This window comes from Pseudomonas sp. TE6283 (assembly GCF_054060555.1).
In genome coordinates this window covers 236,156-260,785 of the sequence record NZ_JBSSDH010000006.1, presented here as the reverse complement: position 1 = coordinate 260,785, position 24,630 = coordinate 236,156, and the positions used below count along the sequence as shown (strand labels likewise).

Annotated in this window: 19 protein-coding genes; 13 read left to right on the top strand and 6 right to left on the bottom strand. The window is 62.4% G+C overall.

The genetic code is table 11. The annotated features are described in order from the left end of the window. Positions 1 to 39 precede the first annotated feature (39 nt). The 5 genes from ACVWZ5_RS11540 to phhA all read right to left on the bottom strand — a co-directional run bounded on the left by ACVWZ5_RS11540 (position 40) and on the right by phhA (position 8,425). Positions 40 to 5,553, bottom strand: a complete 5,514-nt coding sequence (locus ACVWZ5_RS11540) for a deaminase domain-containing protein (protein WP_457340617.1) — start codon at positions 5,551 to 5,553, stop codon at positions 40 to 42. Between the two features lie 158 nt (positions 5,554 to 5,711). After that, positions 5,712 to 5,840 (bottom strand): hypothetical protein, encoded by a 129-nt coding sequence (locus ACVWZ5_RS11535; RefSeq protein ID WP_256582346.1) that lies wholly within the window; start codon positions 5,838 to 5,840, stop codon positions 5,712 to 5,714. Between the two features lie 208 nt (positions 5,841 to 6,048). Then, a complete protein-coding gene (locus ACVWZ5_RS11530) occupies positions 6,049 to 7,245 on the bottom strand; it encodes an amino acid aminotransferase (protein WP_172402437.1) in 1,197 nt (398 codons plus the stop codon). Beyond that, a complete protein-coding gene (locus tag ACVWZ5_RS11525) occupies positions 7,242 to 7,598 on the bottom strand; it encodes a 4a-hydroxytetrahydrobiopterin dehydratase (protein ID WP_062574779.1) in 357 nt (118 codons plus the stop codon). The genes ACVWZ5_RS11530 and ACVWZ5_RS11525 overlap by 4 nt, the downstream gene beginning before the upstream one ends. Positions 7,599 to 7,636: 38 nt before the next feature. Further along, positions 7,637 to 8,425: a phenylalanine 4-monooxygenase gene (phhA, locus tag ACVWZ5_RS11520; RefSeq protein ID WP_062360651.1), complete on the bottom strand. Its 789-nt coding sequence runs from the start codon at positions 8,423 to 8,425 to the stop codon at positions 7,637 to 7,639. A gap of 256 nt (positions 8,426 to 8,681) precedes the next feature. Between phhA and ACVWZ5_RS11515 the strand changes: the two genes are divergently transcribed. Next, positions 8,682 to 10,241 carry a sigma-54-dependent transcriptional regulator gene (locus tag ACVWZ5_RS11515; RefSeq protein WP_062574778.1) on the top strand — a complete coding sequence of 520 codons (1,560 nt, stop codon included), beginning with the start codon at positions 8,682 to 8,684 and terminating at the stop codon, positions 10,239 to 10,241. Between the two features lie 167 nt (positions 10,242 to 10,408). Here ACVWZ5_RS11515 and ACVWZ5_RS11510 read toward each other — a convergent pair whose 3' ends face one another. Then, the gene (locus ACVWZ5_RS11510; protein ID WP_023630669.1) at positions 10,409 to 10,663 is read right to left on the bottom strand and encodes a DUF2790 domain-containing protein; all 255 of its coding nucleotides are present in this window, start codon (positions 10,661 to 10,663) and stop codon (positions 10,409 to 10,411) included. Between the two features lie 406 nt (positions 10,664 to 11,069). Between ACVWZ5_RS11510 and acs the strand changes: the two genes are divergently transcribed. From acs to ACVWZ5_RS11450, 12 genes are all read left to right on the top strand, one after another. Continuing rightward, complete coding sequence (gene acs / locus ACVWZ5_RS11505; protein WP_457340616.1) at positions 11,070 to 13,031, top strand: acetate--CoA ligase; 1,962 nt, start codon at positions 11,070 to 11,072, stop codon at positions 13,029 to 13,031. Between the two features lie 530 nt (positions 13,032 to 13,561). Further along, positions 13,562 to 14,347: an ABC transporter substrate-binding protein gene (locus ACVWZ5_RS11500; protein ID WP_050706738.1), complete on the top strand. Its 786-nt coding sequence runs from the start codon at positions 13,562 to 13,564 to the stop codon at positions 14,345 to 14,347. Between the two features lie 91 nt (positions 14,348 to 14,438). Next, entirely contained in the window at positions 14,439 to 15,128 is a 690-nt protein-coding gene (locus tag ACVWZ5_RS11495) for an ABC transporter permease (protein WP_062574777.1), read from the top strand. Continuing rightward, positions 15,125 to 15,823 (top strand): ABC transporter permease, encoded by a 699-nt coding sequence (locus tag ACVWZ5_RS11490; protein WP_062574776.1) that lies wholly within the window; start codon positions 15,125 to 15,127, stop codon positions 15,821 to 15,823. The genes ACVWZ5_RS11495 and ACVWZ5_RS11490 overlap by 4 nt, the downstream gene beginning before the upstream one ends. Positions 15,824 to 15,845: 22 nt before the next feature. Beyond that, on the top strand, positions 15,846 to 16,610 hold the full coding sequence (locus tag ACVWZ5_RS11485; RefSeq protein WP_023630946.1) for an ABC transporter ATP-binding protein: 765 nt from the start codon (positions 15,846 to 15,848) through the stop codon (positions 16,608 to 16,610). Between the two features lie 103 nt (positions 16,611 to 16,713). Beyond that, a complete protein-coding gene (gene argR / locus ACVWZ5_RS11480; protein WP_062575759.1) occupies positions 16,714 to 17,694 on the top strand; it encodes a transcriptional regulator ArgR in 981 nt (326 codons plus the stop codon). 328 nt (positions 17,695 to 18,022) lie between these two features. Then, positions 18,023 to 19,243, top strand: coding sequence for an aspartate aminotransferase family protein (locus tag ACVWZ5_RS11475; RefSeq protein ID WP_062574775.1), 1,221 nt, complete (start codon positions 18,023 to 18,025; stop codon positions 19,241 to 19,243). A 136-nt stretch (positions 19,244 to 19,379) separates the two neighbouring features. After that, positions 19,380 to 20,399 (top strand): arginine/ornithine succinyltransferase subunit alpha, encoded by a 1,020-nt coding sequence (gene aruF / locus ACVWZ5_RS11470; protein ID WP_062574774.1) that lies wholly within the window; start codon positions 19,380 to 19,382, stop codon positions 20,397 to 20,399. A 54-nt stretch (positions 20,400 to 20,453) separates the two neighbouring features. Next, positions 20,454 to 21,482, top strand: a complete 1,029-nt coding sequence (gene astA, locus ACVWZ5_RS11465) for an arginine N-succinyltransferase (protein ID WP_028691065.1) — start codon at positions 20,454 to 20,456, stop codon at positions 21,480 to 21,482. Next, complete coding sequence (gene astD, locus ACVWZ5_RS11460; RefSeq protein WP_457340615.1) at positions 21,483 to 22,946, top strand: succinylglutamate-semialdehyde dehydrogenase; 1,464 nt, start codon at positions 21,483 to 21,485, stop codon at positions 22,944 to 22,946. 23 nt (positions 22,947 to 22,969) lie between these two features. Then, complete coding sequence (astB, locus tag ACVWZ5_RS11455; RefSeq protein WP_062574772.1) at positions 22,970 to 24,319, top strand: N-succinylarginine dihydrolase; 1,350 nt, start codon at positions 22,970 to 22,972, stop codon at positions 24,317 to 24,319. Positions 24,320 to 24,334: 15 nt separating this feature from the next. Further along, positions 24,335 to 24,625, top strand: coding sequence for a hypothetical protein (locus tag ACVWZ5_RS11450; protein WP_011534960.1), 291 nt, complete (start codon positions 24,335 to 24,337; stop codon positions 24,623 to 24,625). The last annotated feature ends 5 nt before the right edge of the window (positions 24,626 to 24,630 follow it).

The following is a 24,630-nucleotide window of genomic DNA, read 5'->3' as shown; positions in this document are numbered from 1 at the left end:
CTGTGCTCGCTGCGGTGAGGGTGCCGCACAGTGCTTTGCTTATTGATAGTCATCCAGATAAGTCACCCAGAAATCCGCATCGTTATACGCGAGCGCCAATTGAGGCAATACCACTCCGCCGCAGGATCGACAGGTATCCATTCGGGTAAAGACGTGGATGGAGTCGATGCTGTTTGCCGGGTGCTGTTCCTTGACGATGCTTGCGATCAAGCGCTCGGCGTCCAGGTGACGGGAATGCCCGGCAATGGCCAGTCTGTCTGCATGCCTCACATTCGGGAGGCTGGTAATGCTCGGGTCTGGCGCGCGATCTTTCATCAGCGCTCGCGCATCCGTATAGGTGATGCCTTTGATTGTGCGACTGTGTTCCCCCTGCACATGGATCTTGAGGTTCAGCTTCTCCGCGCGTTTGCCGCCTGCCAGGGCGTAATAGACGAACTTTTTCCCTTCCTTGGTCTGAATCGAGAAAAATGCCAGGTTGCTGGTATTGACCTGTTTCGAGATCATTTTCGAAACTGCGTCATCGCCAATGTTTTTGGCTGTGACGGGAACCCAGCTGGCCTCTTTGCCTTGGATCGGTAATAGTTCATTCAGGGTTTCGGCAGTCGCGCTTTTTTCAGCGATATTGCGTTGGGTGATTTTCCTCCAGTCGGGAATCAGTCCTCGTGTCTCTTCGACCAAGGCGCTCTGTGAACGCTCCCCTGACAGAATGTTCTCGGCAAAGTGCAGCATGTCGTTACGTACGTTGTTGTCGATACACCACTGGGCGTATGCCTGGTATTCACGATTGCGCGGCGCGGAGGCAATCCAGGTTTGAAGCCCTGGTTCGTTCTTCTCCACAAGGGTGCCATAGAGCAGCTTGGCAATATTGTCCCGGTCAATAGCGCTGTAGGGGCGCTCGGAAACGAACCGGTACTGGTTGGATAGACGCAGGTACTCGTCGATTTCCGCCGGATCGCTAACGGGAGTGAATGACAGTTCACCGGGGCCTTGGCGGGTTTTATAAAATCGTCCATTGTCGACTTCAACGTAGATGTACGTTTCTGTCTCCCACTCCATGCTGATCCCGCGCAGGCGTCGCCTATCGAAAACTTGATCGCAGATCTGGTCCAGCTCGACGACTGGCACTTGGGGATTGATGGTCTTGGCTTGCGTGCCACTGATTTGATCGGAGAAGCCGAAATTACGCTCCCTGGACATGCGCCCTTTGATTTCGGCGCGATAGCGAGGTGCTTCGGGTAAGCCAAGGGCATCGCGTTGCTCGGCGCTCAAGGCCACGATCTGTTTGTCTGGAGTAAACCTTACGGGGTTGGTTCTTTTTATAGGCGCATGGTCCCATTTGCAGAACTTGCCTTCATGGACCAGCAGGTCGTGCGTTTGCTCCGGGGACTGTTCACTCGCCGGGATGGTGCGCCGTTCAAGATGGAACTCCTTGGTCTCGAATGCCTGGCTGATTTCCTGTCCGCGAGTCAGTGGGTCGGCATCTGGGGCGCGAAGGCGTTCGGCCGGTAGGGAAACTAATTTGGTATGGGGGGTGCAGGAAACCTCAATTACATCGCGCCTGAGGCGGCAGAGGATTTGCTCGGCCTCCACATCGGTCAGTTCACTGACGGGGGCCTTGGGTAATTCGGTGAGGCAGGGTTCGGCTGAGGTGGTATCCAGGTGGTAGCCGTGATCATCGATATGGATATCGTAGTGACCCTCACCCCTGTAGCGCACGCGTACCTCGCAGGCCGCATCGATTGACATGCTCAGTCTGTCGTCAGCCGTCGCTACGGTGATGATGCGCGTGGGGTAATGATTGGGGCTGATGCTCCCAGGTGCTTTCAATGGGACCAGAGAGTGCGCCAGTGACGCGTCTTCGCCGATCAGTCTTGGCCCGAAGGGCAGGTTGTCGTGTGGATCGAGTAACTTGAAGTTTGGCGTTTCTGGCGTGCCAAGGTTGCGCACCAGTGTGTTTTCGCTGGAACCCACCTGTTCCAGTTCGCCTGGCAGAGCGACATGCCCCAAGTCGCTCAAGGCCTCCCGGGTAATGGCGTAGGTGCCTTGTTCGGTCGTGTGCAGCAGCTGCTGGGCGCCGCGCAGGTCGTGCAGCCAGCGCAGTGCAGGTTGTGCCAGTTTTTCCCAGGATTTGACGAAGAGCCAGCGGATACCGCGGCCAATGTCGCGGTAAATGAGTACCGGGCTTTGTTCTGCCAAGTGGAGCAGCAGGTCACCGATGGCGCTGCTCATGATTTCGCAGGTCGCGCGCAGGGTGAGGTTGGCGGCATCGCGAATCAGTGCCAGGCTCGAGGCAATGAACTTGCCTGCTGGTATCAGGACACCGACAGCATCCAGCACGCAGCCAGTGATGACGCCGGCGGAGTGATCGCCCTTGACCAGGTCGGCAATGCAGCCATAGAACGGCAGGAGCGTACGGGCAAGGAAGTCTGCAACTTGTTTTTCCAGGTCGACTAGCTCTTCCCAAGGCGTGGTGTGGGTGTGGCGTGCCTTGAATTGGGCGAGCGTGGAAGCGTAGAGGTGAGCTGTCGCGGTAGTGGCCAATGTTTGGAAAAAATCGCCTTCACTGGCCTGCTGGGCGTAAATGCGTTCCGTTGCTGCAATCAGTTTGCCCCTGCGTGGTGTCTGGAGCTGATCGGCGAAACGTGAAGGCGTGCCATTGAGGTAGGCGTCACTGTCCAATGGTTGCAGCGGGGTCACGCGGGCCTGGCGCTTGCGCTCGTTGTTCTCCCAGTGCTTGGCCACCGTCTCGACAATATTGCCGCTAAAACCGGTGTCCGGCACAACCTTGTAATTGAACTGTTGGCTGCAAGGGCGAAGTGCACCGGCGCCGGGAGTGAGCTCAAAGAAATACTCGGTGCTGGCTTCGTGAGTGTCGAAGTCGGCTCGGTGGTCGCCAGGTTGGCAACGAATGAATAGGCCTTGAGTTCCTGCCTGTTCCTTGCTATTCGGCGTTTCTTCAAAAGTGACCAGGTTCACTTCGCAGGTGGACGTGTAGAGCCTATTGCGCAAGGCTTGCGGCATTTCCAGGAACAAGCGCCTGATCAGCCGTGCGTGGGCAGCCTGCCACACATTCTTGAAGGTTTCGAAGGCTCGGTCATACAGCTGAGGCACCGTGCTTTTGCCTTCGCGATAAATATCCCCTGTCATGATCAGTTGCGTGAGGTTTTCAATGACAGGTTTCTGGCTTGGCTCGTCAACGTCACTTGTGAATCCAGGTGTGGCGGTGGTCTGATGCCAGTTGTAGCTGCTCGATTTGGCAAGGCCAAGGTCGCTCAGGTGGTTCCAGATCCATGGGGCGTTAATAGCCTTGTCCCAGTATTGCTTGTCGACGCCTGCTTCAGCCAATTGCTGCTCCGCCAAGGTCTTTCGGTCCGGAGGCGTCATGGCTATTTGTTGCGCATCCTGCGCAAATGCCTGCTGCTCGCTAGTGACAAATTGCACGGCACTGTTCATCTGCTGCTGGGTGGCTTGCCTGATGTCGTTGCCCGTGAAGTCGGGCAAGGCGCCATGGGCTTTGGCATAGCGCAAGGCTGGCAAGATCAGGGTGCTGCTCCATTGACGCTGTAACTGTTCATCGTTGACGCTGCTCAAATCACTCGCCAGGGTGATGACTTTGTCATAGGTTGCCCTGCTGCAGGCGCCTGGCAAGATGGCTTCAAGCAATCTGGCGCCGTGCATCAGGGCGAGGCTTTGCAGTGAGCGGCCATAGTAGAGCCAGTCGGGTGTGTCGGTGATCAGTAGTTCGGGTGCGAGCTCCCTGAGCAGCAAGTATTCGAGCAGGCTCAGCGCTGCTGGGGATATACCGGGATTTCGAGCTCGAATGTTGTCGCTTACTTTCACGCGCAGTTCTACATGGCTGTGCTCAGTCACCCAGTGATCGTGGAAGTTCTCGGCCAGTGATTGGTCTGCTGGTGTACGAGGCCCAAGGAAGTGATCGACGATTGCTCTGCTCGCCAGTGCCTGTGTCGCACGTGGTGACGCGGATTCAGCCTGGGAGGCGCCATACCAGCCAGCCTGGGCGAGAAGAGGCCGGAAAACGTCTGCGAACTGTGATGACCCCATCATCAACTGCCAGGTTTTCGAGGCCGGCAACAGCAAGTGGCGTTCGCCCTGCTTGAGTTCGCTGAGCAGTTCGCAGCCTGCGTTCGTGAACACATCATCAATGAGGGTGTGTGTGCACCAGTCGCTGAAGGCGGGGAGCGTTTCAATCAGGGCTCGACTGTCAGGCAAGGGGTCTAGCGGGGATGGGGCAGCCATTTCAGGCGTTGATGGCAATAGCAACGAGGCTATGCGCAGGCAATCTGGCGTACTCAAGGCCGGGTGCACCTGCTTCAGTGTGTGCGCAAAGGAAAAGGCCTGCATACCCTGAGCGCGTTGGACATTGTCGAGGGTCAGAGGCACCCAGGCCTCAGTACTTGCATCCAGTGCATGCAGTACCACTTTCCGGAGCAGTCGGGTTCCCAGGTCCTGAGTCTGGGCATTGCTCCATTCGACCGATGGGCTGTCATCGCGATAACCATCTTCATTCGCCAAGGGTGGCACCTGCGATGCACCAGGAAGCACCCTGACACGAAGCTTCATCATCGGCTGGGTCAGCTGTAGGTTTCGCGAAATTATCAGTGCGTTGTCTTCATACTCGGTTCGGGTGGGGAGTACTTCCTGGAGCGTGAGGGTCAAGGCCGTCAAGGCCGTCTGGGCTGGATTCAATTCATATGCTGTCAGGTCTTTCAGCAGATTTTCAGCCGGGCACTGCGCAAGCCAATCGCTGGCGATGTCTCGGCGTTCGCCGCGTTTGAACTGCAACATCCATGTCTGCAAGGCGGCAGGCACACCGGTCAGCAGTTCGCCCAGTTCGGAAAACTCATCTTTGCCAAGTCGAGCGGTTTCTGCACTCAATGCCTTTTCGCCAAACAGCAATTCATCGAGCTGCTTTTTCGCGGTCGGCGTTTTGATCGAGGCTTCATTGACCCAGGCGATGCGCGCAAAAAACTGGTGGATCTGGCGGGGTGTCAGGGTATCCGGCGCGACGTCCAGGACTGCGGCAACCAACGCATAGGTCCTCGCGTCGCCGTATAGATCCATCAGGTTCCTAAAGATGAAGCGTGGCTCTTCAGGGAATCGCGTGTTGCCGTCCAGCAGATAGTTGAGGGTGAGGTGAACTGCCCTGATAGCGTCGCATGCATCACGTGGGACGCTCAGGGGGATGTCCAGGTCGTTGGCGACAAGTGCGGGGACCGGTGACTGGATACTGTTGTCCAGGTCTTCGTCCGTCGAGGGCCTGGTCGACACGTACGCGAGGATTTTTTCCAGTAATTGTGATGGGGTGAGCTGCGCGCTGATGGCGCCGTGGCCATCAGCTGATGTGCTGCCGATGGTCGGTATCTGGTTTTGGGATACAGGGGGGCTGGGGGGCAGGACAAGGCGCTGATCGGTGCAGTACTCGTGGAGTATCTGGTTTTGGGATACAGGGGAGCTGGGGGGCAGGACGAGGCGCTGATCGGTGCAGTGCTCGTGGAGTATGGTAACGGGCTTGAAAGTGGAAACAAATGACATGCGGCCTCCTGTTTATGGGAGGTGTCAGTCTGTTGATTCAAAAGGGGGGTGGGCGGTATGGGGGTATCGCATCAGGAAGGCTCCTGACGGTGTGAAAACGTCGTTGGCAGGGATGTCCCGCAGGTCAGTCGTTTTCACACTGTCGAACGGTGCGCGGGTTATTCCTGGTCGGCGCTGGATTGATCGTCGCCGTCCTGGTCGACGGCGGGCGTCGGTTCGGCGTGGGCGGCAACGGATTGCTCTTCGGGGTTCAGGCTTGGGAAGGGAAGATTCGGGATTTCATGCATCTCGTCGTTCCTCGCAAGTGTGAGTGAAAAGGCGGCGCCAGGGCGCATGTGTGGCTTCGAAAAGCTGGGGCAGGATACAGCAGTCTGGGTGACAGTTTGAGATTTTTGCCGGGCGCTGGTCGGTTTTAGCGGGCGGCTATCGGTCAAGGAGTGTGTCAGGAGGGCGCGTGGGGGGCAGATTTGCCCCCCACGCCACATCGGCCAGATATCAGCGACAGACGTCGGCGATGGCCGCCGCCAATTGCTCCAGGCGTCGTGCATCGGCCCCGGCGATGTTCGCCCGGCCGGTACCGACCATGTACACACTGTGCCGCTCACGCAGCAGGCGCACTTGCTCGGGATTCAGCCCGGTGTAGGAGAACATCCCGCGTTGCGCGGCGATATGCGCGAAACGCTCGGCCAGGCCATGGGGCGCCAGCGCCTGCACCAGGCCTTGGCGAAGCTCGGCGATGCGCTGGCGCATGGCGTTCACTTCCTCGACCCACAGCGCCTTGAGTGCCGGATCACCGAGGATCTCGGCGACCACCGCGGCGCCATGGTCCGGTGGCGTCGACCACAGGTTGCGCGCAATGAACGCCAATTGGCTGCGCACATCCAGCAGTTTCTCGGCATCGTGGCTGCACACCAGCAGTGCGCCGGTGCGATCGCGGTACAGGCCGAAGTTCTTCGAGCAGGAGCTGGTGACCAGCAGTTCCGGCAGTTCGGCGGCAAACAGGCGCACCGCCCACGCGTCTTCTTCCAGGCCGTCACCGAAGCCTTGGTAGGCGAAGTCGATCAACGGCAGCAGGTTGCGGCGCTTGACGATGTCGAGCACCGCGCGCCAGTCGTCCTGGCCCAGGTCGAAGCCGGTCGGGTTGTGGCAGCAGGCGTGCAGCAGCACCACATCGCCTTGCGCTGCCTGTTCCAGCGCGGCGAGCATGCCGTCGACGTTCAGGCGGTTGTCCTTGCCCACGTAGGGGTAGTGGGACACCGTGAGCCCGGCGCCGGCGAAGATCGTCTCGTGGATCGGCCAGGTCGGGTCGCTCAGCCAGATGCCACGCCCCGGCAGGCAATGGGCGATGAACTCCGCGGCCAGGCGCAGGGCGCCGGTACCGCCCGGGGTCTGGGTGGCGCCGGCGCGCTGGCTGGCCAGCAGCGGCGAGTCGCTACCCAGCACCAGTTCGCTGACCAGGCGGCCGAACGCCGCGTCGCCATGGCCGCCGATGTAGCTCTTGGTGGCCTGGCGTTCGACCAGGCGCTGCTCGGCCTGTTTGACCGCCGCGGGGATAGGTGTCAGACCCTGGGCGTCCTTGAACACGCCGACACCCAGGTCGAACTTGGCCGGGTTGGCGTCGTGGGCGTAGGCCTCCATCAGCCCGAGGATCGGGTCGCCAGGGACCCGACCGATGGCTGCGAAGTGCATCACTTGCGCCCTTCGGCGGTCTTGGCGACTTCGTCGGTGCGCGCGCACATGATGAAGTCGTTGCGGTGCAGGCCCTTGATCGAGTGGCTCCACCAGGTCACGGTGACCTTGCCCCACTCGGTCAGCAGGCCTGGGTGATGGCCTTCGGCTTCGGCGATTTCGCCAATGGCATTGGTGAAGGCCAGGGCGTGCTTGAAGTTCTTGAACAGGAACACGCGCTCGAGCTCCATGTGGCCGTCGCGGACTTCGATGTTCCAGTCCGGGATCTCGCGGATCAGTACCGCCAGTTCCTCGTCGGTGACTTTCGGCGCATCGGCGCGGCAGGCTTCGCAGTGGGCTTGGTTCAAGGCATTCATGGGTGTTTTCCGGTTTGAGTTGTTATCGACAGGGGCGCTCAGGCGGCGACCTTGGGTGGAAACTTCGGTGCGTGCAGACCCAGCTGCATGGCCTGGTGGACCATGGCCATGATGTCTTCGTGGGCCAGGTCGAACAGGCGCTTCATGTTCGGCAGGACGAAGTACAGGGGCTGCAGGATATCGATGCGATACGGCGTGCGCATGGCCTCGATCGGGTCGAAGGCCTGGTGCTCCGGCTCGCCGGACAGGCTGTAGACGGTCTCCTTCGGCGAGGAGAGGATGCCGCCGCCGTAGATCTTGCGACCCTGCGCGGTTTCCATCAGGCCGAACTCGATGGTCATCCAGTACAGGCGCGCCAGGTACACACGCTGTTCCTTGGTCGCCGCCAGGCCAAGCTTGCCGTAGGTGTGGGTGAATTCGGCGAAGAACGGGTTGGTCAGCAGCGGGCAGTGGCCGAAGATCTCGTGGAAGATGTCGGGCTCCTGCAGGTAGTCCAGCTCTTCGGGGGTACGGATGAAGGTGGCGACCGGGAAGCGCTTGCTGGCCAGCAGCTCGAAGAAGGTCTGGAAGGGGATCAGCGCCGGCACGCGGGCGACTTGCCAGCCGGTGGTGGCGCCCAGCACCTTGTTGATTTCGCCGAGCTGGGGGATGCGGTCATGGGGCAGCTTGAGCTGCTCGATGCCGTCCAGGTATTCCTGGCATGCCCGGCCTTCGATCACTTTCAGTTGGCGAGTGATCAGGGTGTTCCACACCGCATGCTCTTGCTGCGGGTAGTCGATAAAACCATGCGCATCGGGCTCGCGTGCCACGTATTGCGTCTGTTTCATGTGGCTCTCCTGGTGAGGGCGTTCTTGTTATGTACAGGACATACCTTAGGAATATCCCTACAAACGCGGCTTTGCACCGGGGTTGATGCCACCTGTGGTTATCCGCTGGTCCTGAATTCGTAACGATAATTTTACAAAAATGCCCTTGTGCCGGAAAATCACGGGCATCGAGCTGTGCGGAAGGGTGATTCTGTCAGCTTATCTTTACGAATTTTCCGCGTGCCAAGTAAAAACCTTGGCCGCTTCGAGAGCTTTCATGCGTATCAAAGTGCACTGCCAGAACCGCATCGGCATCCTGCGGGACATCCTCAACCTGCTGGTGGAGTACGGTATCAACGTGCTGCGCGGCGAGGTGGGCGGCGATCATGGCAACGCCATCTACCTGCACTGCCCGAACCTGATCAACCTGCAGTTCCAGGCGCTGCGGCCGAAGTTCGAGTCGATCGCCGGGGTGTTCGGGGTCAAGCGCGTCGGCCTGATGCCCAGCGAGCGCCGACACATGGAACTGAACGCTTTGCTGGGCGCGCTGGATTTCCCGGTGCTGTCGATCGACATGGGCGGCAGCATCGTCGCCGCCAACCGCGGCGCGGCGCAGTTGCTCGGGGTGCGGGTGGACGAGGTGCCGGGCATTCCGTTGTCGCGCTACGTCGAGGACTTCGACCTGCCGGAGCTGATCCGCGCCAACAAGTCGCGCATCAACGGCCTGCGCATCAAGGTCAAGGGCGATGTGTTCCTCGCTGATATCGCGCCATTGCAGTCGGAGCATGATGACAGCGAGGCCCTGGCGGGTGCGGTGATCACCCTGCATCGCGCTGATCGCATCGGCGAGCGTATCTACAACGTGCGCAAGCAGGAGCTGCGAGGCTTCGACAGCATCTTCCAGAGCTCGCGGGTGATGGCTGCGGTGGTGCGCGAGGCGCGGCGCATGGCGCCCCTGGATGCGCCGCTGCTGATCGAGGGCGAGACCGGTACCGGCAAGGAATTGCTGGCGCGCGCCTGCCACTTGGCCAGCCCCCGTGGCCAGGCGCCGCTGATGGCGCTCAACTGCGCCGGCCTGCCGGAGTCGATGGCCGAAACCGAGCTGTTCGGCTACGGCCCGGGGGCGTTCGAAGGTGCGCGTGCCGAAGGCAAGCTGGGGCTGCTGGAGCTTACCGCCGGTGGCACGCTGTTCCTCGATGGCGTGGGGGAGATGAGCCCGCGCTTGCAGGTCAAGCTGCTGCGCTTTCTGCAGGATGGCTGTTTCCGCCGGGTCGGCAGTGACGAAGAGGTGTACCTGGATGTGCGGGTGATCTGCGCGACCCAGGTCGACCTGTCCGAGCTGTGCGCCCGGGGCGAGTTCCGCCAGGACCTCTACCATCGCCTCAACGTGCTGTCGCTGCATATTCCACCGCTGCGCGAATGCATGGATGGCCTGGAGGGGTTGGTGCAGCACTTCCTCGACCAGGCCAGCCGGCAGATCGGCTGCCCGATGCCGCGCCTGGCGCCGGCGGCGATGGACAAGCTTGCTCAATATCATTGGCCGGGCAACGTGCGCCAGCTGGAGAACGTGCTGTTCCAGGCGGTGTCGTTGTGCGAGGGCGGGGTGGTGAAGAGCGAACATATCCGTTTGCCGGATTATGGTGCACGCCAGCCATTGGGCGAGTTTTCCCTGGATGGCGATCTTTCGCAAATTGTCGGGCGGTTTGAAAAGGCGGTATTGGAAAGTTTGATGAGTGAATTTCCAAGTAGTCGGGCGCTGGGGAAAAGATTGGGTGTTTCCCATACGACCATTGCCAACAAGTTGCGGGATTATTCGTTGAGCAAGTCGGCGGAGTGAGCGTGGCTAATTGCCTTGAAAGTTACACTTATCCCTGTAGGAGCGGCCTTGTGTCGCGAAAGGGCCGTGTAGCGGCCCTGGGTTTTAGCAGCATGCCAAGATCGTCGGGGCCGCTGTGCGGCCCTTTCGCGACACGAGGCCGCTCCTGCAGGGAGCGAGGCTTGACCTCAGCCGTTGGAACAACCATTCCCCATCACGCGGTATTCGAGAATGTGCTTCTGGCCCTGGGAGTCCTCGTAGGTCATGCGGGCCGGCACCACTTCGCAGACGTTCGGCACTTCGCTCATGGAGATGACGCGGGCGATGTCCAGGTGCTGCGAATAACTGTACTGTTCAACCGGAATCTGCTCGACATCTTTTGCTTCGCCGGCCAATGCCGCGCCGCAAAAACCGCCAAGTACCAATACCAGTAAAGCTTTCATGTTCAAGTTACCTGTCTAAGGTCGTGAGGGGGCACGCGGCGCTTATGGCGCCGCGAGTACAGCAAGTTTCAACTATCGGGATGAAGTACGGATTAACGCTGCCTTCGTGGGGGCTGTTTCCAAGTTAATCGCGTTGCCGTTGCTGGCGAGATGAATTTTAGGGAGGCGCCCACGGCTGAAACAGAGGGGGTTTTGATAAAGTCTTTTGACAGAATCTGTAACAATCCCCGTCGAAACCCTGTCTTTTCCTCTCGACAATGGCTGCATGCCATGTACTAGAGCGGTCGCGCCCGATCGGTAGGTCGACGGCCCGTCGTGTTACTACCAACGTCGAATGGTCTTGGCCGCTCTGGTACAGTTACAAACGGTTCCATACAAAAACAACTATTACACCGAGGTAACACAGATGAGTGCGGCTCCACTGTATCCCGTTCGTCCCGAGGTTGCGGCCAGTACCCTGACCGACGAGGCCACCTACAAGGCCATGTACCAGCAATCGGTGATCAACCCGGACGGCTTCTGGCGCGAGCAGGCCCAGCGTCTGGACTGGATCAAGCCTTTCACCAAGGTCAAGCAGACCTCGTTCGACGACCACCATGTCGACATCAAGTGGTTCGCCGACGGCACTCTGAACGTTTCCTACAATTGCCTGGACCGCCATCTCGCCGAGCGCGGCGACCAGCTGGCGATCATCTGGGAAGGCGACGACCCTTCCGAACACCGTAACATCACCTACCGCGAGCTCCACGAGCAGGTCTGCAAGTTCGCCAACGCCCTGCGTGGCCAGGACGTGCACCGTGGCGACGTGGTGACCATCTACATGCCGATGATCCCCGAGGCCGTGGTCGCCATGCTGGCCTGTGCCCGCATCGGTGCGATCCACTCGGTGGTGTTCGGCGGCTTCTCGCCGGAGGCGTTGGCCGGGCGCATCATCGACTGCAAGTCGAAAGTGGTGATCACCGCCGACGAAGGCCTGCGCGGTGGCCGTCGCACCCCGCTCAAGGCCAATGTCGACCTGGCCCTGACCAACCCTGAAACCAACAGCGTGCAGAAGATCATCGTGTGCAAGCGCACCGGTGGCGACATCGCCTGGCACCAGCACCGCGACATCTGGTACGAAGACCTGATGAAGGTTGCCTCCAGCCACTGCGCGCCGAAAGAGATGGGCGCCGAGGAGGCGCTGTTCATCCTCTATACCTCCGGCTCCACCGGCAAGCCCAAGGGCGTGCTGCACACCACTGGCGGTTACCTGGTGTATGCCGCGCTGACCCATGAGCGCGTGTTCGACTACCGTCCGGGCGAGGTCTACTGGTGCACTGCCGACGTGGGCTGGGTCACCGGCCACAGCTACATCGTCTACGGCCCGCTGGCCAACGGCGCCACCACACTGCTGTTCGAGGGCGTGCCGAACTACCCGGACATCAACCGGGTGTCGAAGATCGTCGACAAGCACAAGGTCAATATCCTCTACACCGCGCCGACCGCCATTCGCGCCATGATGGCCGAGGGCGAGGCGGCGGTGGCCGGTGCTGATGGCTCCAGTCTGCGCCTGCTGGGCTCGGTGGGTGAGCCGATCAACCCCGAGGCCTGGAACTGGTACTACAAGACCGTCGGCAAGGAACGTTGCCCGATTGTCGATACCTGGTGGCAGACCGAGACCGGAGGTGTGCTGATCAGCCCGCTGCCGGGCGCCACCGCGCTGAAGCCGGGCTCGGCGACCCGTCCGTTCTTCGGCGTGGTGCCAGCGCTGGTGGATAACCTGGGCAACCTGATCGAAGGCGCCGCCGAGGGCAACCTGGTGATCCTCGACTCCTGGCCGGGTCAGTCGCGTTCGCTGTACGGCGACCACGACCGTTTCGTCGACACCTACTTCAAGACCTTCCGCGGCATGTACTTCACCGGTGACGGTGCCCGCCGCGACGAAGACGGCTACTACTGGATCACCGGCCGTGTCGATGATGTGCTCAACGTCTCCGGGCATCGCATGGGTACCGCTGAGATCGAGAGCGCGATGGTGGCGCATCCGAAGGTCGCCGAGGCGGCCGTGGTGGGCGTGCCGCACGACATCAAGGGGCAGGGTATCTACGTCTATGTCACCCTCAACGCCGGCGAGGAGTCGAGCGAGCAACTGCGCCAGGAGCTGAAGAACTGGGTGCGCAAGGAGATCGGCCCGATCGCCTCGCCGGATGTGATCCAGTGGGCGCCGGGGCTGCCGAAGACCCGCTCGGGCAAGATCATGCGCCGCATCCTGCGCAAGATTGCTACCGGCGAGTACGACGCGCTGGGTGATATCTCCACCCTGGCCGACCCAGGGGTGGTGCAGCACCTGATCGACACCCACAAGGCGATGAGCCTGGCCACCGCTTGAGTTGAAGCGTCCCAATCGTGGGGCGGACCTGTCCTGCGATACGGTCATCAGTAAAAACCCCGCCCATGCCCGGCGGGGTTTTTGCTTTACTGATACCGACTGTTACTCCTACATCCATCGGTAACCCTGGCTGTCACCTATTTCGCCCAAATGCGGGGCTTGTGGAAACAATCGCGTGCCATTTGAGTGCATTCCGGCGAGCATTTGGTGCAGGGTCGCACGCTGCGCTTGCCGGAATACAAGGCTTTGCCAATAATGGGCCCGCTTATTGCTTTGGGTATAGGTTATTTCTCTTTTGCTCTTGCATATCTCGCAGGAGCTGTCAATATCGCCCGCCGCGGTTCCTGGCGCTTCTGTAATTAGTTGTCGCTTTGAAGAAATATCGACCACCGGGCTGTCGCTAGAATGCCACTCACTCGCTCGTGGTCTGCGACCTTGGTCGAAACCTGCGCGGCTCGCGCTGTACCCATTCGCATATCGGGCAGCCGTTACAACTGCCTTGTATTGCCCCGTACCGATGGAGTTACCTGATGAAGAAGCTCGCACTGCTTGGCGCCCTGGCGCTTTCCGTGTTTTCCCTGGTATCGCAGGCCGATGAGAAGCCGTTGAAGATCGGTATCGAGGCCGCCTACCCACCCTTCGCCTTCAAGCAGCCCGATGGCAGCCTCGCCGGCTTCGACTATGACATCGGCAACGCCCTGTGCGAACAGATGAAAGCCAAGTGCACCTGGGTCGAGCAGGAGTTCGACGGCCTGATCCCGGCGCTGAAGGTGCGCAAGATCGACGCCATCCTGTCGTCCATGTCGATCACTGACGATCGCAAGAAGTCGGTCGACTTCACCAAGCGCTACTACCTGACCCCGGCGCGCCTGGTCATGAAGGAAGGCACTGCCGTCAGCGACAGCCTGGCCGAGCTCAAGGGCAAGAAGATCGGCGTGCAGCGCGGCTCGATCCACGACCGCTTCGCCAAGGAAGTCCTGGCCCCGCAAGGCGCCACCGTCGTGCCTTACGGCACCCAGAACGAAATCTACCTGGACGTCGCCGCCGGTCGCTTGGACGGTACCGTGGCCGACGCCACCCTGCTCGAAGACGGTTTCCTGAAAACCGACGCCGGCAAGGGCTTCGCTTTCGTAGGTCCGGCCTTCACCGACACCAAGTACTTCGGTGACGGTGTCGGCATTGCCGTGCGCAAGGGCGACACCGCCAACGCCGAGCGCATCAACGCGGCCATCGACGCGATACGTGCCAATGGCAAATACAAAGAAATCGAGAAGAAGTACTTCAACTTCGATATCTACGGTCCAGACTCGAAGTAAGCCCTCGAGTTTCACCTGTGCAATGGTGCAAACAGCAGAATCTCTGAGGTTTGCACCATTTTTCATTCCCAAGCCCTGAGGAATTCGAATCATGTTGAAAGGCTATGGGGCAGTCATCCTCGATGGGGCGTGGCTGACGCTGCAGCTCGCCCTGTCGTCGATGGCCCTGGCCATCGTCCTCGGCCTGATCGGCGTGGCGCTGCGCTTGTCGCCGGTGCGCTGGCTGGCCTGGCTGGGGGATCTGTATTCCACGGTGATCCGTGGCATCCCTGACCTGGTCCTGATCTTGCTGATCTTCTACGGCGGCCAGGACATCATCAACCGGGTGGCGCCGCTGCTCGGCTATGACGACTACATCGACCTGAACCCGCTGGCTGCCGGCATCGGCACCCTGGGCTTCATCTTTGGTGCCTACCTCTCGGAAACCTTCCGCGGCGCTTTCCTGGGTATTCCCAAGGGGCAGGCCGAGGCGGGCGCGGCCTATGGCATGAGCGGTGTCCAGGTGTTCTTCCGGATCATGGTGCCGCAGATGATCCGCCTGGCGATCCCGGGCTTCACCAACAACTGGCTGGTGCTGACGAAGGCGACCGCGCTGATTTCGGTGGTCGGCCTGCAGGACATGATGTTCAAGGCCAAGCAGGCGGCGGACGCCACCCGTGAACCCTTCACCTTCTTCCTCGCGGTGGCGGCGTTGTACCTGGTGCTGACCAGTGTCTCGCTGCTGGCGCTGAAGTATCTCGAGAAGCGCTACTCGGTGGGCGTCAAGGCGGCTGAACTATGATCTTCGACTACAACGTCATCTGGGAGGCCATGCCGCTTTATCTGGGCGGCCTGCTGACCACCCTCAAGCTGCTGGCGCTGTCGCTGCTGTTCGGCCTGCTGGCGGCCGTGCCGCTGGGCCTGATGCGCGTCTCCAAGCAGCCGCTGGTGAACATGAGCGCCTGGCTGTACACCTACGTGATCCGCGGTACGCCGATGCTGGTGCAGCTGTTTTTGATCTACTACGGCCTGGCCCAGTTCGAGGCGGTGCGCGAGAGCTTCCTGTGGTCGTGGCTGTCCAGCGCGACCTTCTGCGCCTGCCTGGCTTTCGCCATCAACACCAGCGCCTACACCGCCGAGATCATCGCTGGCAGCCTCAAGGCCACGCCTCACGGCGAGATCGAGGCGGCCAAGGCCATCGGCATGTCGCGCATGAAGATGTACCGCCGCATCCTCCTGCCTTCGGCGCTGCGCCGGGCACTGCCGCAGTACAGCAACGAAGTGATCATGATGCTGCAGACCACCAGCCTGGCGTCGATCGTCACCCTGATCGACATCACCGGTGCCGCGCGCACGGTCAACGCCCAGTACTACCTGCCTTTCGAGGCCTACATCACGGCGGGCGTGTTCTACCTGTGCCTGACCTTCATCCTCGTGCGCCTGTTCAAGATGGCCGAACGCCGCTGGCTCGGCTACCTGGCGCCGCGCAAGCACTGACCGCTCTGTGAGATCCGACAGCATGTACAAACTCCAAATCCAAGACCTGCACAAGCGCTACGGCAGCCATGAGGTGCTCAAGGGCGTCTCCCTCGAAGCCAAGGCAGGCGACGTGATCAGCATCATCGGCTCCAGCGGTTCGGGCAAATCGACCTTCCTGCGCTGCATCAACCTGCTGGAGCAGCCGCACGCGGGCAAGATCCTGCTCAACAACGAAGAGCTCAAGCTGGTGGCCGGCAAGGACGGCGCGCTCAAGGCTGCCGACCCGAAACAGCTGCAGCGCATGCGCTCGCGTCTGTCGATGGTGTTCCAGCATTTCAACCTGTGGTCGCACATGACCGCGCTTGAGAACGTCATCGAAGCGCCGGTGCACGTGCTGGGGGTGAACAAGAAGGAAGCGCTGGAGAAGGCCGAGCACTACCTGGCCAAGGTCGGCGTGTCCCATCGCAAGGATGCCTTCCCTGGCCACATGTCCGGTGGCGAGCAGCAGCGCGTGGCCATCGCCCGCGCCCTGGCCATGGAGCCGGAGGTGATGCTGTTTGACGAACCGACCTCGGCACTCGACCCGGAGCTGGTAGGCGATGTGCTCAAGGTCATGCAGTCGCTGGCCCAGGAGGGCCGCACCATGGTCGTGGTCACCCACGAGATGGGCTTTGCCCGCGAGGTGTCCAACCAGCTGGTGTTCCTGCACAAGGGGCTGGTGGAGGAGCGCGGCTGCCCGCGCGAGGTGCTGGTCAATCCGCAGTCCGAGCGCCTCAAGCAGTTCCTTTCCGGCAGCTTGAAGTAATCTCTGCACATTTGCACCCTAATGGGGCATGCTGCGCCATCCGCGCGGCATGCCCTGGCGCCACAAGCGCGAACCCTTCCTTCCAGGTTTCGGACCACGCCCTATGACCACCCAGCGAATCGGATTTCTCATCTGGCCAAGTACCAAGCCGCTGACCCTGGCGTTGGCTGAAGAGGTGCTGCAGGTGGCCCAGCGGGTGCATCCGGACGTGGTCTACGAGTTGACCTATCTGCAGGCCGAAGCCGGGCAGGAGGGCCCCTGGCGCTTGCCGGGCGAGGCATGGAACGGTCGTCTCGAGGGTTGCCACAAACTGTTCCTGCTGGCCGATGAGCCGCCGGCGACTATCGGATCGTCGCTGTCCGCCGCGCTCAAGCAACTGGCGCGCAGCGGCTGCATGATCGGTGGCCTGTCCGCCGGCGTGTACCCGCTGGCGGCGCTGGGCCTGCTCGATGGCTACCGCGCCGCGGTGCACTGGCGTTGGCAGGATGATTTCGCCGAGCGCTACCCCAAGGTGATCGCCACCAGTCATCTGTTCGACTGGGACCGTGACCGCCTGACGGCCTGCGGTGGCATGGCAGTGACCGACCTGTTGCTGGCGGTGCTGGCGCGCGATCATGGCGCGGAGCTGGCGGGCGCGGTGTCCGAAGAGCTGGTGGTCGAGCGTATCCGTGAAGGCGGCGAGCGCCAGCGCATTCCGCTGCAGAATCGCCTGGGCTCCAGTCATCCCAAGCTCACCCAGGCGGTGCTGCTGATGGAGGCCAATATCGAGGAGCCGCTGACCACTGACGAGATCGCCCAGCATGTGTGCGTGTCCCGTCGCCAGCTGGAGCGGATTTTCAAGCAGTACCTCAATCGAGTGCCCAGTCAGTATTACCTGGAGCTGCGTCTGAACAAGGCACGGCAGATGCTGATGCAGACCAGCAAGTCGATCATCCAGATCGGGCTGTCCTGCGGGTTCTCCTCGGGGCCGCATTTCTCCAGTGCATACCGCAACTTCTTTGGCGCCACGCCGCGTGAAGACCGTAACCAGCGGCGCAGCAGCAGCCCGTTCGAGCTGAGTTCGGCGCCGGCCGAGCGGGGCTGAAGACCTTCCTTTCTGCGAAGACGCTATCGCGGGGCAGGCTCGCTCCCACGGCTTGCGCTGTGTGTGGGAGCGGGCTTGACCCGCGATGGGGTTTATCTATGTGAACACCCGTTCACCCAATTCTCGCCGGGCATCTCCCCGACACCCCATCCTCCCGTTACACTGCGCGATTGCGACACTGTTTGTCGCATTGCCGAAAACCGCGTGAAAACACGGTTTGGCGCTGTAACAAGTTGTCGCCTGGCAGCAAGGACAGGCGCCGATCAGTCCTTACAATCCCCTCATCGCTCGCCACTTCCAGGCCAGCGTTCCTCTTCAGGAGACTCAGATGTCCGTTGAGCAAGCCCCGGTGCAACGTGCCGATTTCGACCAGGTCATGGTTCCCAACTACTCCCCGGCGGCGTTCATTCCTGTACGAGGCGAGGGTTCCCGAGTCTGGGACCAGACCGGTCGCGAGCTGATCGACTTCGCCGGCGGTATCGCCGTGAACGCCCTGGGCCACTGCCACCCGGCGCTGGTCAAGGCGCTCACCGAGCAGGCCAACACCCTCTGGCACGTCTCCAACGTGTTCACCAACGAGCCGGCCCTGCGCCTGGCGCACAAGCTGGTGGACGCGACCTTTGCCGAGCGCGCGTTCTTCTGCAACTCCGGCGCCGAGTCCAACGAGGCCGCCTTCAAGCTGGCCCGTCGCGTCGCCCACGACCGCTTTGGCCCGCAGAAGCACGAGATCATCGCGACCGTGAACAGCTTCCACGGTCGTACCCTGTTCACCGTCAGCGTCGGTGGCCAGCCCAAGTACTCCGACGGCTTCGGTCCGAAGATCACCGGCATCAGCCATGTGCCATACAACGACCTGGAAGCGCTGAAGGCACAGATTTCCGACAGGACCTGCGCCGTGGTCATCGAGCCGATCCAGGGCGAGAGCGGCGTGGTCCCGGCCGACAAGGCCTACCTGGAAGGCGCGCGCAAGCTGTGCGATGAGCACAACGCGTTGCTGATCTTCGACGAAGTGCAGACCGGCGTTGGCCGTACCGGCTCGCTGTACGCCTACCAGCACTACGGCGTGACCCCGGACATCCTGACCAGCGCCAAGAGCCTGGGCGGCGGCTTCCCGATCGGCGCCATGCTGACCACCAGTGACCTGGCCAAGCACCTGGCCGTCGGCACCCACGGCACCACCTACGGCGGCAACCCGCTGGCCTGTGCCGTCGCCTGCGCCGTGCTCGATGTGGTCAACACCCCGCAAACCCTGGCAGGCATCAAGGCCAAGCATGAGCGCTTCAAGGCCCGTCTGGAGAAGATCGGCCAGGAAACCGGCCTGTTCACCCTGGTGCGTGGCGTCGGCCTGCTGATCGGCTGCGTGCTGAGCGAGGCCTGGAAAGGCAAGGCCAAGGACATCCTCAACGCCGCCGAGAAGGAAGGCGTGATGGTCCTGCAGGCCGGTCCCGACGTGGTGCGCTTCGCCCCGAGCCTGGTGGTCGAGGATGCCGACATCGACGAAGGCCTGGATCGTTTCGAACGTGCCGTGGCAAAACTGACCAAGGGCTGATCGCCCTTCGCCGGCCTCCAGACGGGGCCGGCGATACCTGAATTCCAGTGCGGGCACCTGCTTGCAGGTGGTGGCGCGTGCCCGCCGTTTTTCCGTGCCGATGTGATCGGCGCGCTTTCCCGAAAGGAGTGACACCATGCTGGTGATGCGCCCCGCGCAAATGGCTGATCTGAACGAAGTGCAGCGCATGGCTGCCGACAGCCCCATTGGTGTCACCTCGCTGCCCGATGACGCCGGCCGCCTGGGCGACAAGATCGCCGCCTCGGAAACCTCCTTCGCCGCCGAGGTCAGCTTCAATGGCGAGGAGAGCTACTTCTTCGTGCTCGAGGACAGCACCACCGGCAAGCTAGTCGGCTGCTCGGCCATTGTCGCCTCGGCCGGCTACTCCGAGCCGTTCTACAGCTTCCGCAACGAGACCTTCGTGCACGCCTCCCGCGAGCTGAAGATCCACAACAAGATCCACGTCCTGTCGCTGTGCCACGACCTTACCGGCAACAGCTTGCTGACCAGTTTCTACGTGGTGCCGGAGCTGGTGAGCAGCGCCTTCGCCGAGCTCAACTCCCGCGGCCGCCTGCTGTTCATGGCCGCGCACCCCGAGCGCTTCGCCGACTCGGTGGTGACCGAGATCGTCGGCTACAGCGACGAGCAGGGCGAGTCGCCGTTCTGGGACGCCATCGGCCGTAACTTCTTCGACCTCAACTACGCCGACGCCGAGCGCCTCTGCGGCCTCAAGAGCCGCACCTTCCTCGCCGAACTGATGCCGCACTACCCGATCTATGTGCCGCTGTTGGCCGACCAGGCACAGGAAGCCATGGGCCAGGTGCACCCGCGGGCGCAGATCACCTTCGACATCCTCATGCGCGAAGGCTTCGAGACCGAGCACTACATCGACATTTTCGACGGCGGCCCGACCCTGCACGCCCGCGCCTCGGGTATCCGCTCCATCGCCCAGAGCCGGGTGGTGCCGGTCAAGCTCGACCAGACGCCGGTCAAGGGTGGCCGTCCGTATCTGGTGTGCAACGGCCAGTTGCAGGATTACCGCGCCGTGCTGCTTGAGTTGGACTGGGTGCCGGGCAAGCCGGTCAGCCTGAGCGGCGAAGCCGCCGAGGCCCTGGGGGTCGGCGAAGGCGCAAGCGTGCGCCTGGTCGCGGTCTGAACGCCGCAACAGAGAGTTTCGCGGCAGGCACAGACCGCCGCACAAGGAGATAGCATGATCGTTCGTCCTGTACGCAGCAGCGATTTACCCGCGCTGATCGAATTGGCCCGCAGCACCGGCACCACCGGGCTGACCACGCTGCCCGCCAACGAGGAGCGCCTCGGCCAGCGCGTCGGCTGGGCCGAGAAGAGCTTTCGCGGCGAAGCCGAGCGCGGCGATACCGACTACCTGTTCGTGCTGGAGAACGACGAAGGCCTGGTGGTTGGCATCAGCGCCATCGCCGGTGCCGTTGGCCTGCGTGAGCCCTGGTACAACTATCGGGTCGGGCTGACCGTCAGCGCCTCGCAGGAACTGAACATCTACCGCGAGATTCCCACGCTGTTCCTGGCCAACGACCTGACCGGCAACTCCGAGCTGTGCTCGCTGTTCCTGCGCAGCGACTACCGCAGCGGTCTCAATGGTCGTCTGCTGTCCAAGGCGCGGATGCTGTTCATCGCCGAGTTCCCGCAGCTGTTCGGCAACAAGATCATCGCCGAGATGCGCGGCATGTCCGACGAGGCAGGCCGTTCGCCTTTCTGGGAGAGCCTGGGCCGGCACTTCTTCAGGATGGAGTTCAGCCAGGCCGACTACCTGACCGGCGTGGGCAACAAGTCGTTCATCGCCGAGCTGATGCCCAAGTTCCCACTGTACACCTGCTTCCTCTCGGAAGCGGCGCGCAACGTCATCGGTCGCGTGCACACCGACACGGAGCCGGCGCTGGCCATGCTCAAGCGCGAAGGCTTCAACTACCAGGGTTACGTCGACATCTTCGACGCAGGTCCCGCCATCGAGTGCGAGACCTCGAAGATCCGCGCCGTGCGTGACAGCGAGACCCTGGTACTGGCCGTCGGCACCCCGGGTGACGACGCCACCCCTTACATCATTCACAACCGCAAGCGCGAAGACTGCCGCATCACGGCTGCACCGGCGCGCCTGGCGGCAGGCACCCTGGTGGTCGATCCGCAGACTGCCAAGCGCCTGCGCCTGGGCGCCGGCGACAATGTCCGCGCCGTGCCGCTGTCCGCCGGTCGGGAGGCCCAGTAAATGAACACGCATTACATCGCCGGCCACTGGCTGGCCGGCCAGGGTGAAGCCCTGCAGTCGCTCAATCCCGTCACCCAGTCGGTGATCTGGCAAGGGCAGGGCGCCGACGCCACCCAGGTCGAAGCTGCCGTGCAGGCCGCCCGCCAGGCGTTCCCGGCCTGGGCATCGCTGAGCTTGGAGGCGCGTATCAGCGTGCTGGAGGCCTTCGCCGACAAGCTCAAGGCCAATGCCGAAGCACTGTCGCGCTGCATCGGCGAAGAAACCGGCAAGCCCCTGTGGGAGTCGGCTACCGAAGTGACCAGCATGGTCAACAAGGTTGCCATCTCGGTGCAGAGCTACCGCGAGCGCACCGGCGAGAAGAGCGGCCCGCTGGCCGACGCCACCGCCGTGCTGCGCCATAAACCCCATGGCGTGGTGGCGGTGTTCGGCCCGTACAATTTCCCGGGTCACCTGCCCAACGGCCACATCGTTCCGGCGCTGCTGGCCGGCAACTGCGTGGTGTTCAAGCCCAGCGAGCTGACCCCGAAGGTCGCCGAGCTGACGGTGCAGTGCTGGATCGAGGCCGGCTTGCCGGCCGGCGTGCTCAACCTGGTCCAGGGCGCCCGCGAAACCGGCGTCGCGCTGGCCGCCAACCCGGGTATCGATGGCTTGTTCTTCACCGGCTCCAGTCGCACCGGCAACCTGCTGCACCAGCAGTTTGCCGGCCGTCCGGACAAGATCCTCGCCCTGGAAATGGGCGGCAACAACCCGCTGGTTGTCGATGAGGTCAAGGACCTGGACGCTGCGGTGTACACCATCATCCAGTCGGCTTTCATCTCTGCCGGCCAGCGCTGCACCTGCGCCCGCCGCCTGCTGGTGCCGCAGGGCGCCTGGGGTGACGCGCTGATCCAGCGCCTGGTCGAGGTGAGCCGCAACATCAGTGTCGGTGCCTTCGATCAGCAACCCGCGCCATTCATGGGCTCGGTGATTTCGCTGCAGGCGGCCCGTGCGCTGCTGGCGGCCCAGGCCGAGCTGCTCGACAAGGGCGCGGTGGCGCTGCTGAAGATGACCCAGCCGCAGGCCGGCGCGGCCTTGCTCACGCCGGGCATCATCGATGTCAGCGCCGTGGCCGAGCGCCCGGACGAAGAGTTCTTCGGCCCGCTGCTGCAGGTGATCCGCTACGCCGACTTCGATGCGGCGATCGAGGAGGCCAACAACACCCAGTACGGCCTGGCCGCCGGCCTGCTGTCGGACTCCAACGCCCGCTACCAGCACTTCTGGCTGCGCAGCCGCGCCGGTATCGTCAACTGGAACAAGCAGCTGACCGGCGCTGCCAGCAGCGCGCCGTTCGGTGGCGTCGGCGCCAGCGGCAACCACCGCGCCAGCGCCTACTACGCGGCGGACTATTGCGCCTACCCCGTGGCTTCGCTGGAGACCGCGAGCCTTGCACTGCCGGCGACCCTGACGCCGGGCGTCACCCTATAACAACCGGTCTCGGAGCCTTGCCGATGAAATCCTTTGAAGTGAATTTTGATGGCCTGGTGGGGCCGACCCACAACTACGGCGGCCTGTCCTACGGCAACGTGGCCTCGCAGAGCAACAGCCAGCAGGGTTCCAACCCGCGCGAGGCGGCGCGTCAGGGCCTGGCGAAGATGAAGGCGCTGATGGAAATGGGCTTCAAGCAGGGCGTGCTGGCCCCGCAGGAGCGCCCGGACGTGGCCGCCTTGCGCCGCCTGGGCTTCACCGGCAGCGACGGCGAAGTGATCCAGCGCGCCGCGAAGGAAGCCATGCCGCTGCTGGTCGCCAGCTGCTCGGCCTCGAGCATGTGGGTGGCCAACGCCGCCACCGTCAGCCCCAGCGCCGACACCGCCGATGGCCGCGTGCACTTCACTGCCGCCAACCTCAACTGCAAGTACCACCGCAGCATCGAGCACCCGACCACCAGCCGTGTGCTGGGCGCCATGTTCAGCGATGACAAGGTCTTCGCCCACCATGAGGCGCTGCCAGCGGTGGCCCAGTTCGGTGACGAGGGGGCGGCCAACCACACCCGCTTCTGCCGCGCCTATGGCGAGGCCGGCGTCGAGTTCTTCGTCTATGGCCGCAGCGCCTTCGACAGCCGCTATCCCGCGCCGCAGAAGTATCCGGCGCGCCAGACCCTGGAAGCCTCCCAGGCTGTCGCTCGCCTGCACGGGCTGAGCGATGATGGCGTGGTCTACGCTCAACAGAATCCGGCGGTGATCGACCAGGGCGTGTTCCACAACGACGTGATCTCGGTGGGCAACGGCGAGGTGCTGTTCTACCACGAGGACGCCTTCCTCGAGACCCACGCTGTGCTCGGCCAGTTGCAGGCTAAACTGGCCAGCAGGGGTGGCAGCTTCCAGGGTATCTGCGTGCCGCGCGCGGCAGTGACGGTGGAGGACGCGGTGCGTTCCTACCTGTTCAATAGCCAGTTGCTCAGCCGCGAGGACGGATCGATGCTGCTGGTGGTGCCGGAAGAGTGCCGCAACAACGAGCGCGTCTGGGCATACCTGAGTCAATTGACCAGCCGGGGCGGTCCGGTGAAGGAGGTCAAGGTGTTCGACCTCAAACAGAGCATGCAGAACGGTGGCGGCCCGGCTTGCCTGCGTCTGCGTGTGGCGCTGAAGGAAAACGAACTGGCGGCGGTCAATCCAGGCGTTATCATGACCGCCTCGCTGTACGACACCCTGGTGCAGTGGGTCGACAAGCATTACCGCGATCGCCTCGGCGAAGCGGACCTGGCCGACCCGCAGTTGCTGGTGGAATGCCGCACGGCTCTGGATGAACTGACCCAGATCCTCAAGCTGGGCTCGGTGTATCCGTTCCAACGCCAACCTTGATAGAGAGAAATTGCAATGTCCGACGCCCTGCGCCTGATCCTGGAAGATGAAGACGGCACCCAGCTGGAAACCTCCTGCACCCGTTTTGCCGTGGTCTGGCAAGGCAAGGAAGTGTGGATCCAGCAGGACGGCCGCGGCCAGCTGCTGATCGGCGTCGATGTCGAGGAAGACGATACCGAATACGCCAACCTGCTGCTGCGCCCGATGGCCACCAACCTGGTCAGCCTGCAACTGGAGATGGAACCGGCCGACGTCGCCGGTGACGACGACCACGTCCACGGCCCGGACTGCGGCCACCACCACTAAGGAAG

Bases quoted from the DNA above. Each gene is read 5' to 3' on its own strand.
- acs (WP_457340616.1), top strand. From the start codon at position 11,070: ATGAGTGCGGCTCCACTGTATCCCGTTCGTCCCGAGGTTGCGGCCAGT.
- ACVWZ5_RS11450 (WP_011534960.1), top strand. From the start codon at position 24,335: ATGTCCGACGCCCTGCGCCTGATCCTGGAAGATGAAGACGGCACCCAG.
- ACVWZ5_RS11535 (WP_256582346.1), bottom strand. From the start codon at position 5,840: ATGCATGAAATCCCGAATCTTCCCTTCCCAAGCCTGAACCCCGAAGAG.
- phhA (WP_062360651.1), bottom strand. From the start codon at position 8,425: ATGAAACAGACGCAATACGTGGCACGCGAGCCCGATGCGCATGGTTTT.
- ACVWZ5_RS11500 (WP_050706738.1), top strand. From the start codon at position 13,562: ATGAAGAAGCTCGCACTGCTTGGCGCCCTGGCGCTTTCCGTGTTTTCC.
- ACVWZ5_RS11515 (WP_062574778.1), top strand. From the start codon at position 8,682: ATGCGTATCAAAGTGCACTGCCAGAACCGCATCGGCATCCTGCGGGAC.
- astD (WP_457340615.1), top strand. From the start codon at position 21,483: ATGAACACGCATTACATCGCCGGCCACTGGCTGGCCGGCCAGGGTGAA.
- ACVWZ5_RS11510 (WP_023630669.1), bottom strand. From the start codon at position 10,663: ATGAAAGCTTTACTGGTATTGGTACTTGGCGGTTTTTGCGGCGCGGCA.
- ACVWZ5_RS11490 (WP_062574776.1), top strand. From the start codon at position 15,125: ATGATCTTCGACTACAACGTCATCTGGGAGGCCATGCCGCTTTATCTG.
- ACVWZ5_RS11495 (WP_062574777.1), top strand. From the start codon at position 14,439: ATGTTGAAAGGCTATGGGGCAGTCATCCTCGATGGGGCGTGGCTGACG.
- ACVWZ5_RS11525 (WP_062574779.1), bottom strand. From the start codon at position 7,598: ATGAATGCCTTGAACCAAGCCCACTGCGAAGCCTGCCGCGCCGATGCG.
- ACVWZ5_RS11485 (WP_023630946.1), top strand. From the start codon at position 15,846: ATGTACAAACTCCAAATCCAAGACCTGCACAAGCGCTACGGCAGCCAT.
- ACVWZ5_RS11475 (WP_062574775.1), top strand. From the start codon at position 18,023: ATGTCCGTTGAGCAAGCCCCGGTGCAACGTGCCGATTTCGACCAGGTC.
- astA (WP_028691065.1), top strand. From the start codon at position 20,454: ATGATCGTTCGTCCTGTACGCAGCAGCGATTTACCCGCGCTGATCGAA.
- argR (WP_062575759.1), top strand. From the start codon at position 16,714: ATGACCACCCAGCGAATCGGATTTCTCATCTGGCCAAGTACCAAGCCG.
- aruF (WP_062574774.1), top strand. From the start codon at position 19,380: ATGCTGGTGATGCGCCCCGCGCAAATGGCTGATCTGAACGAAGTGCAG.
- ACVWZ5_RS11540 (WP_457340617.1), bottom strand. From the start codon at position 5,553: ATGTCATTTGTTTCCACTTTCAAGCCCGTTACCATACTCCACGAGCAC.
- astB (WP_062574772.1), top strand. From the start codon at position 22,970: ATGAAATCCTTTGAAGTGAATTTTGATGGCCTGGTGGGGCCGACCCAC.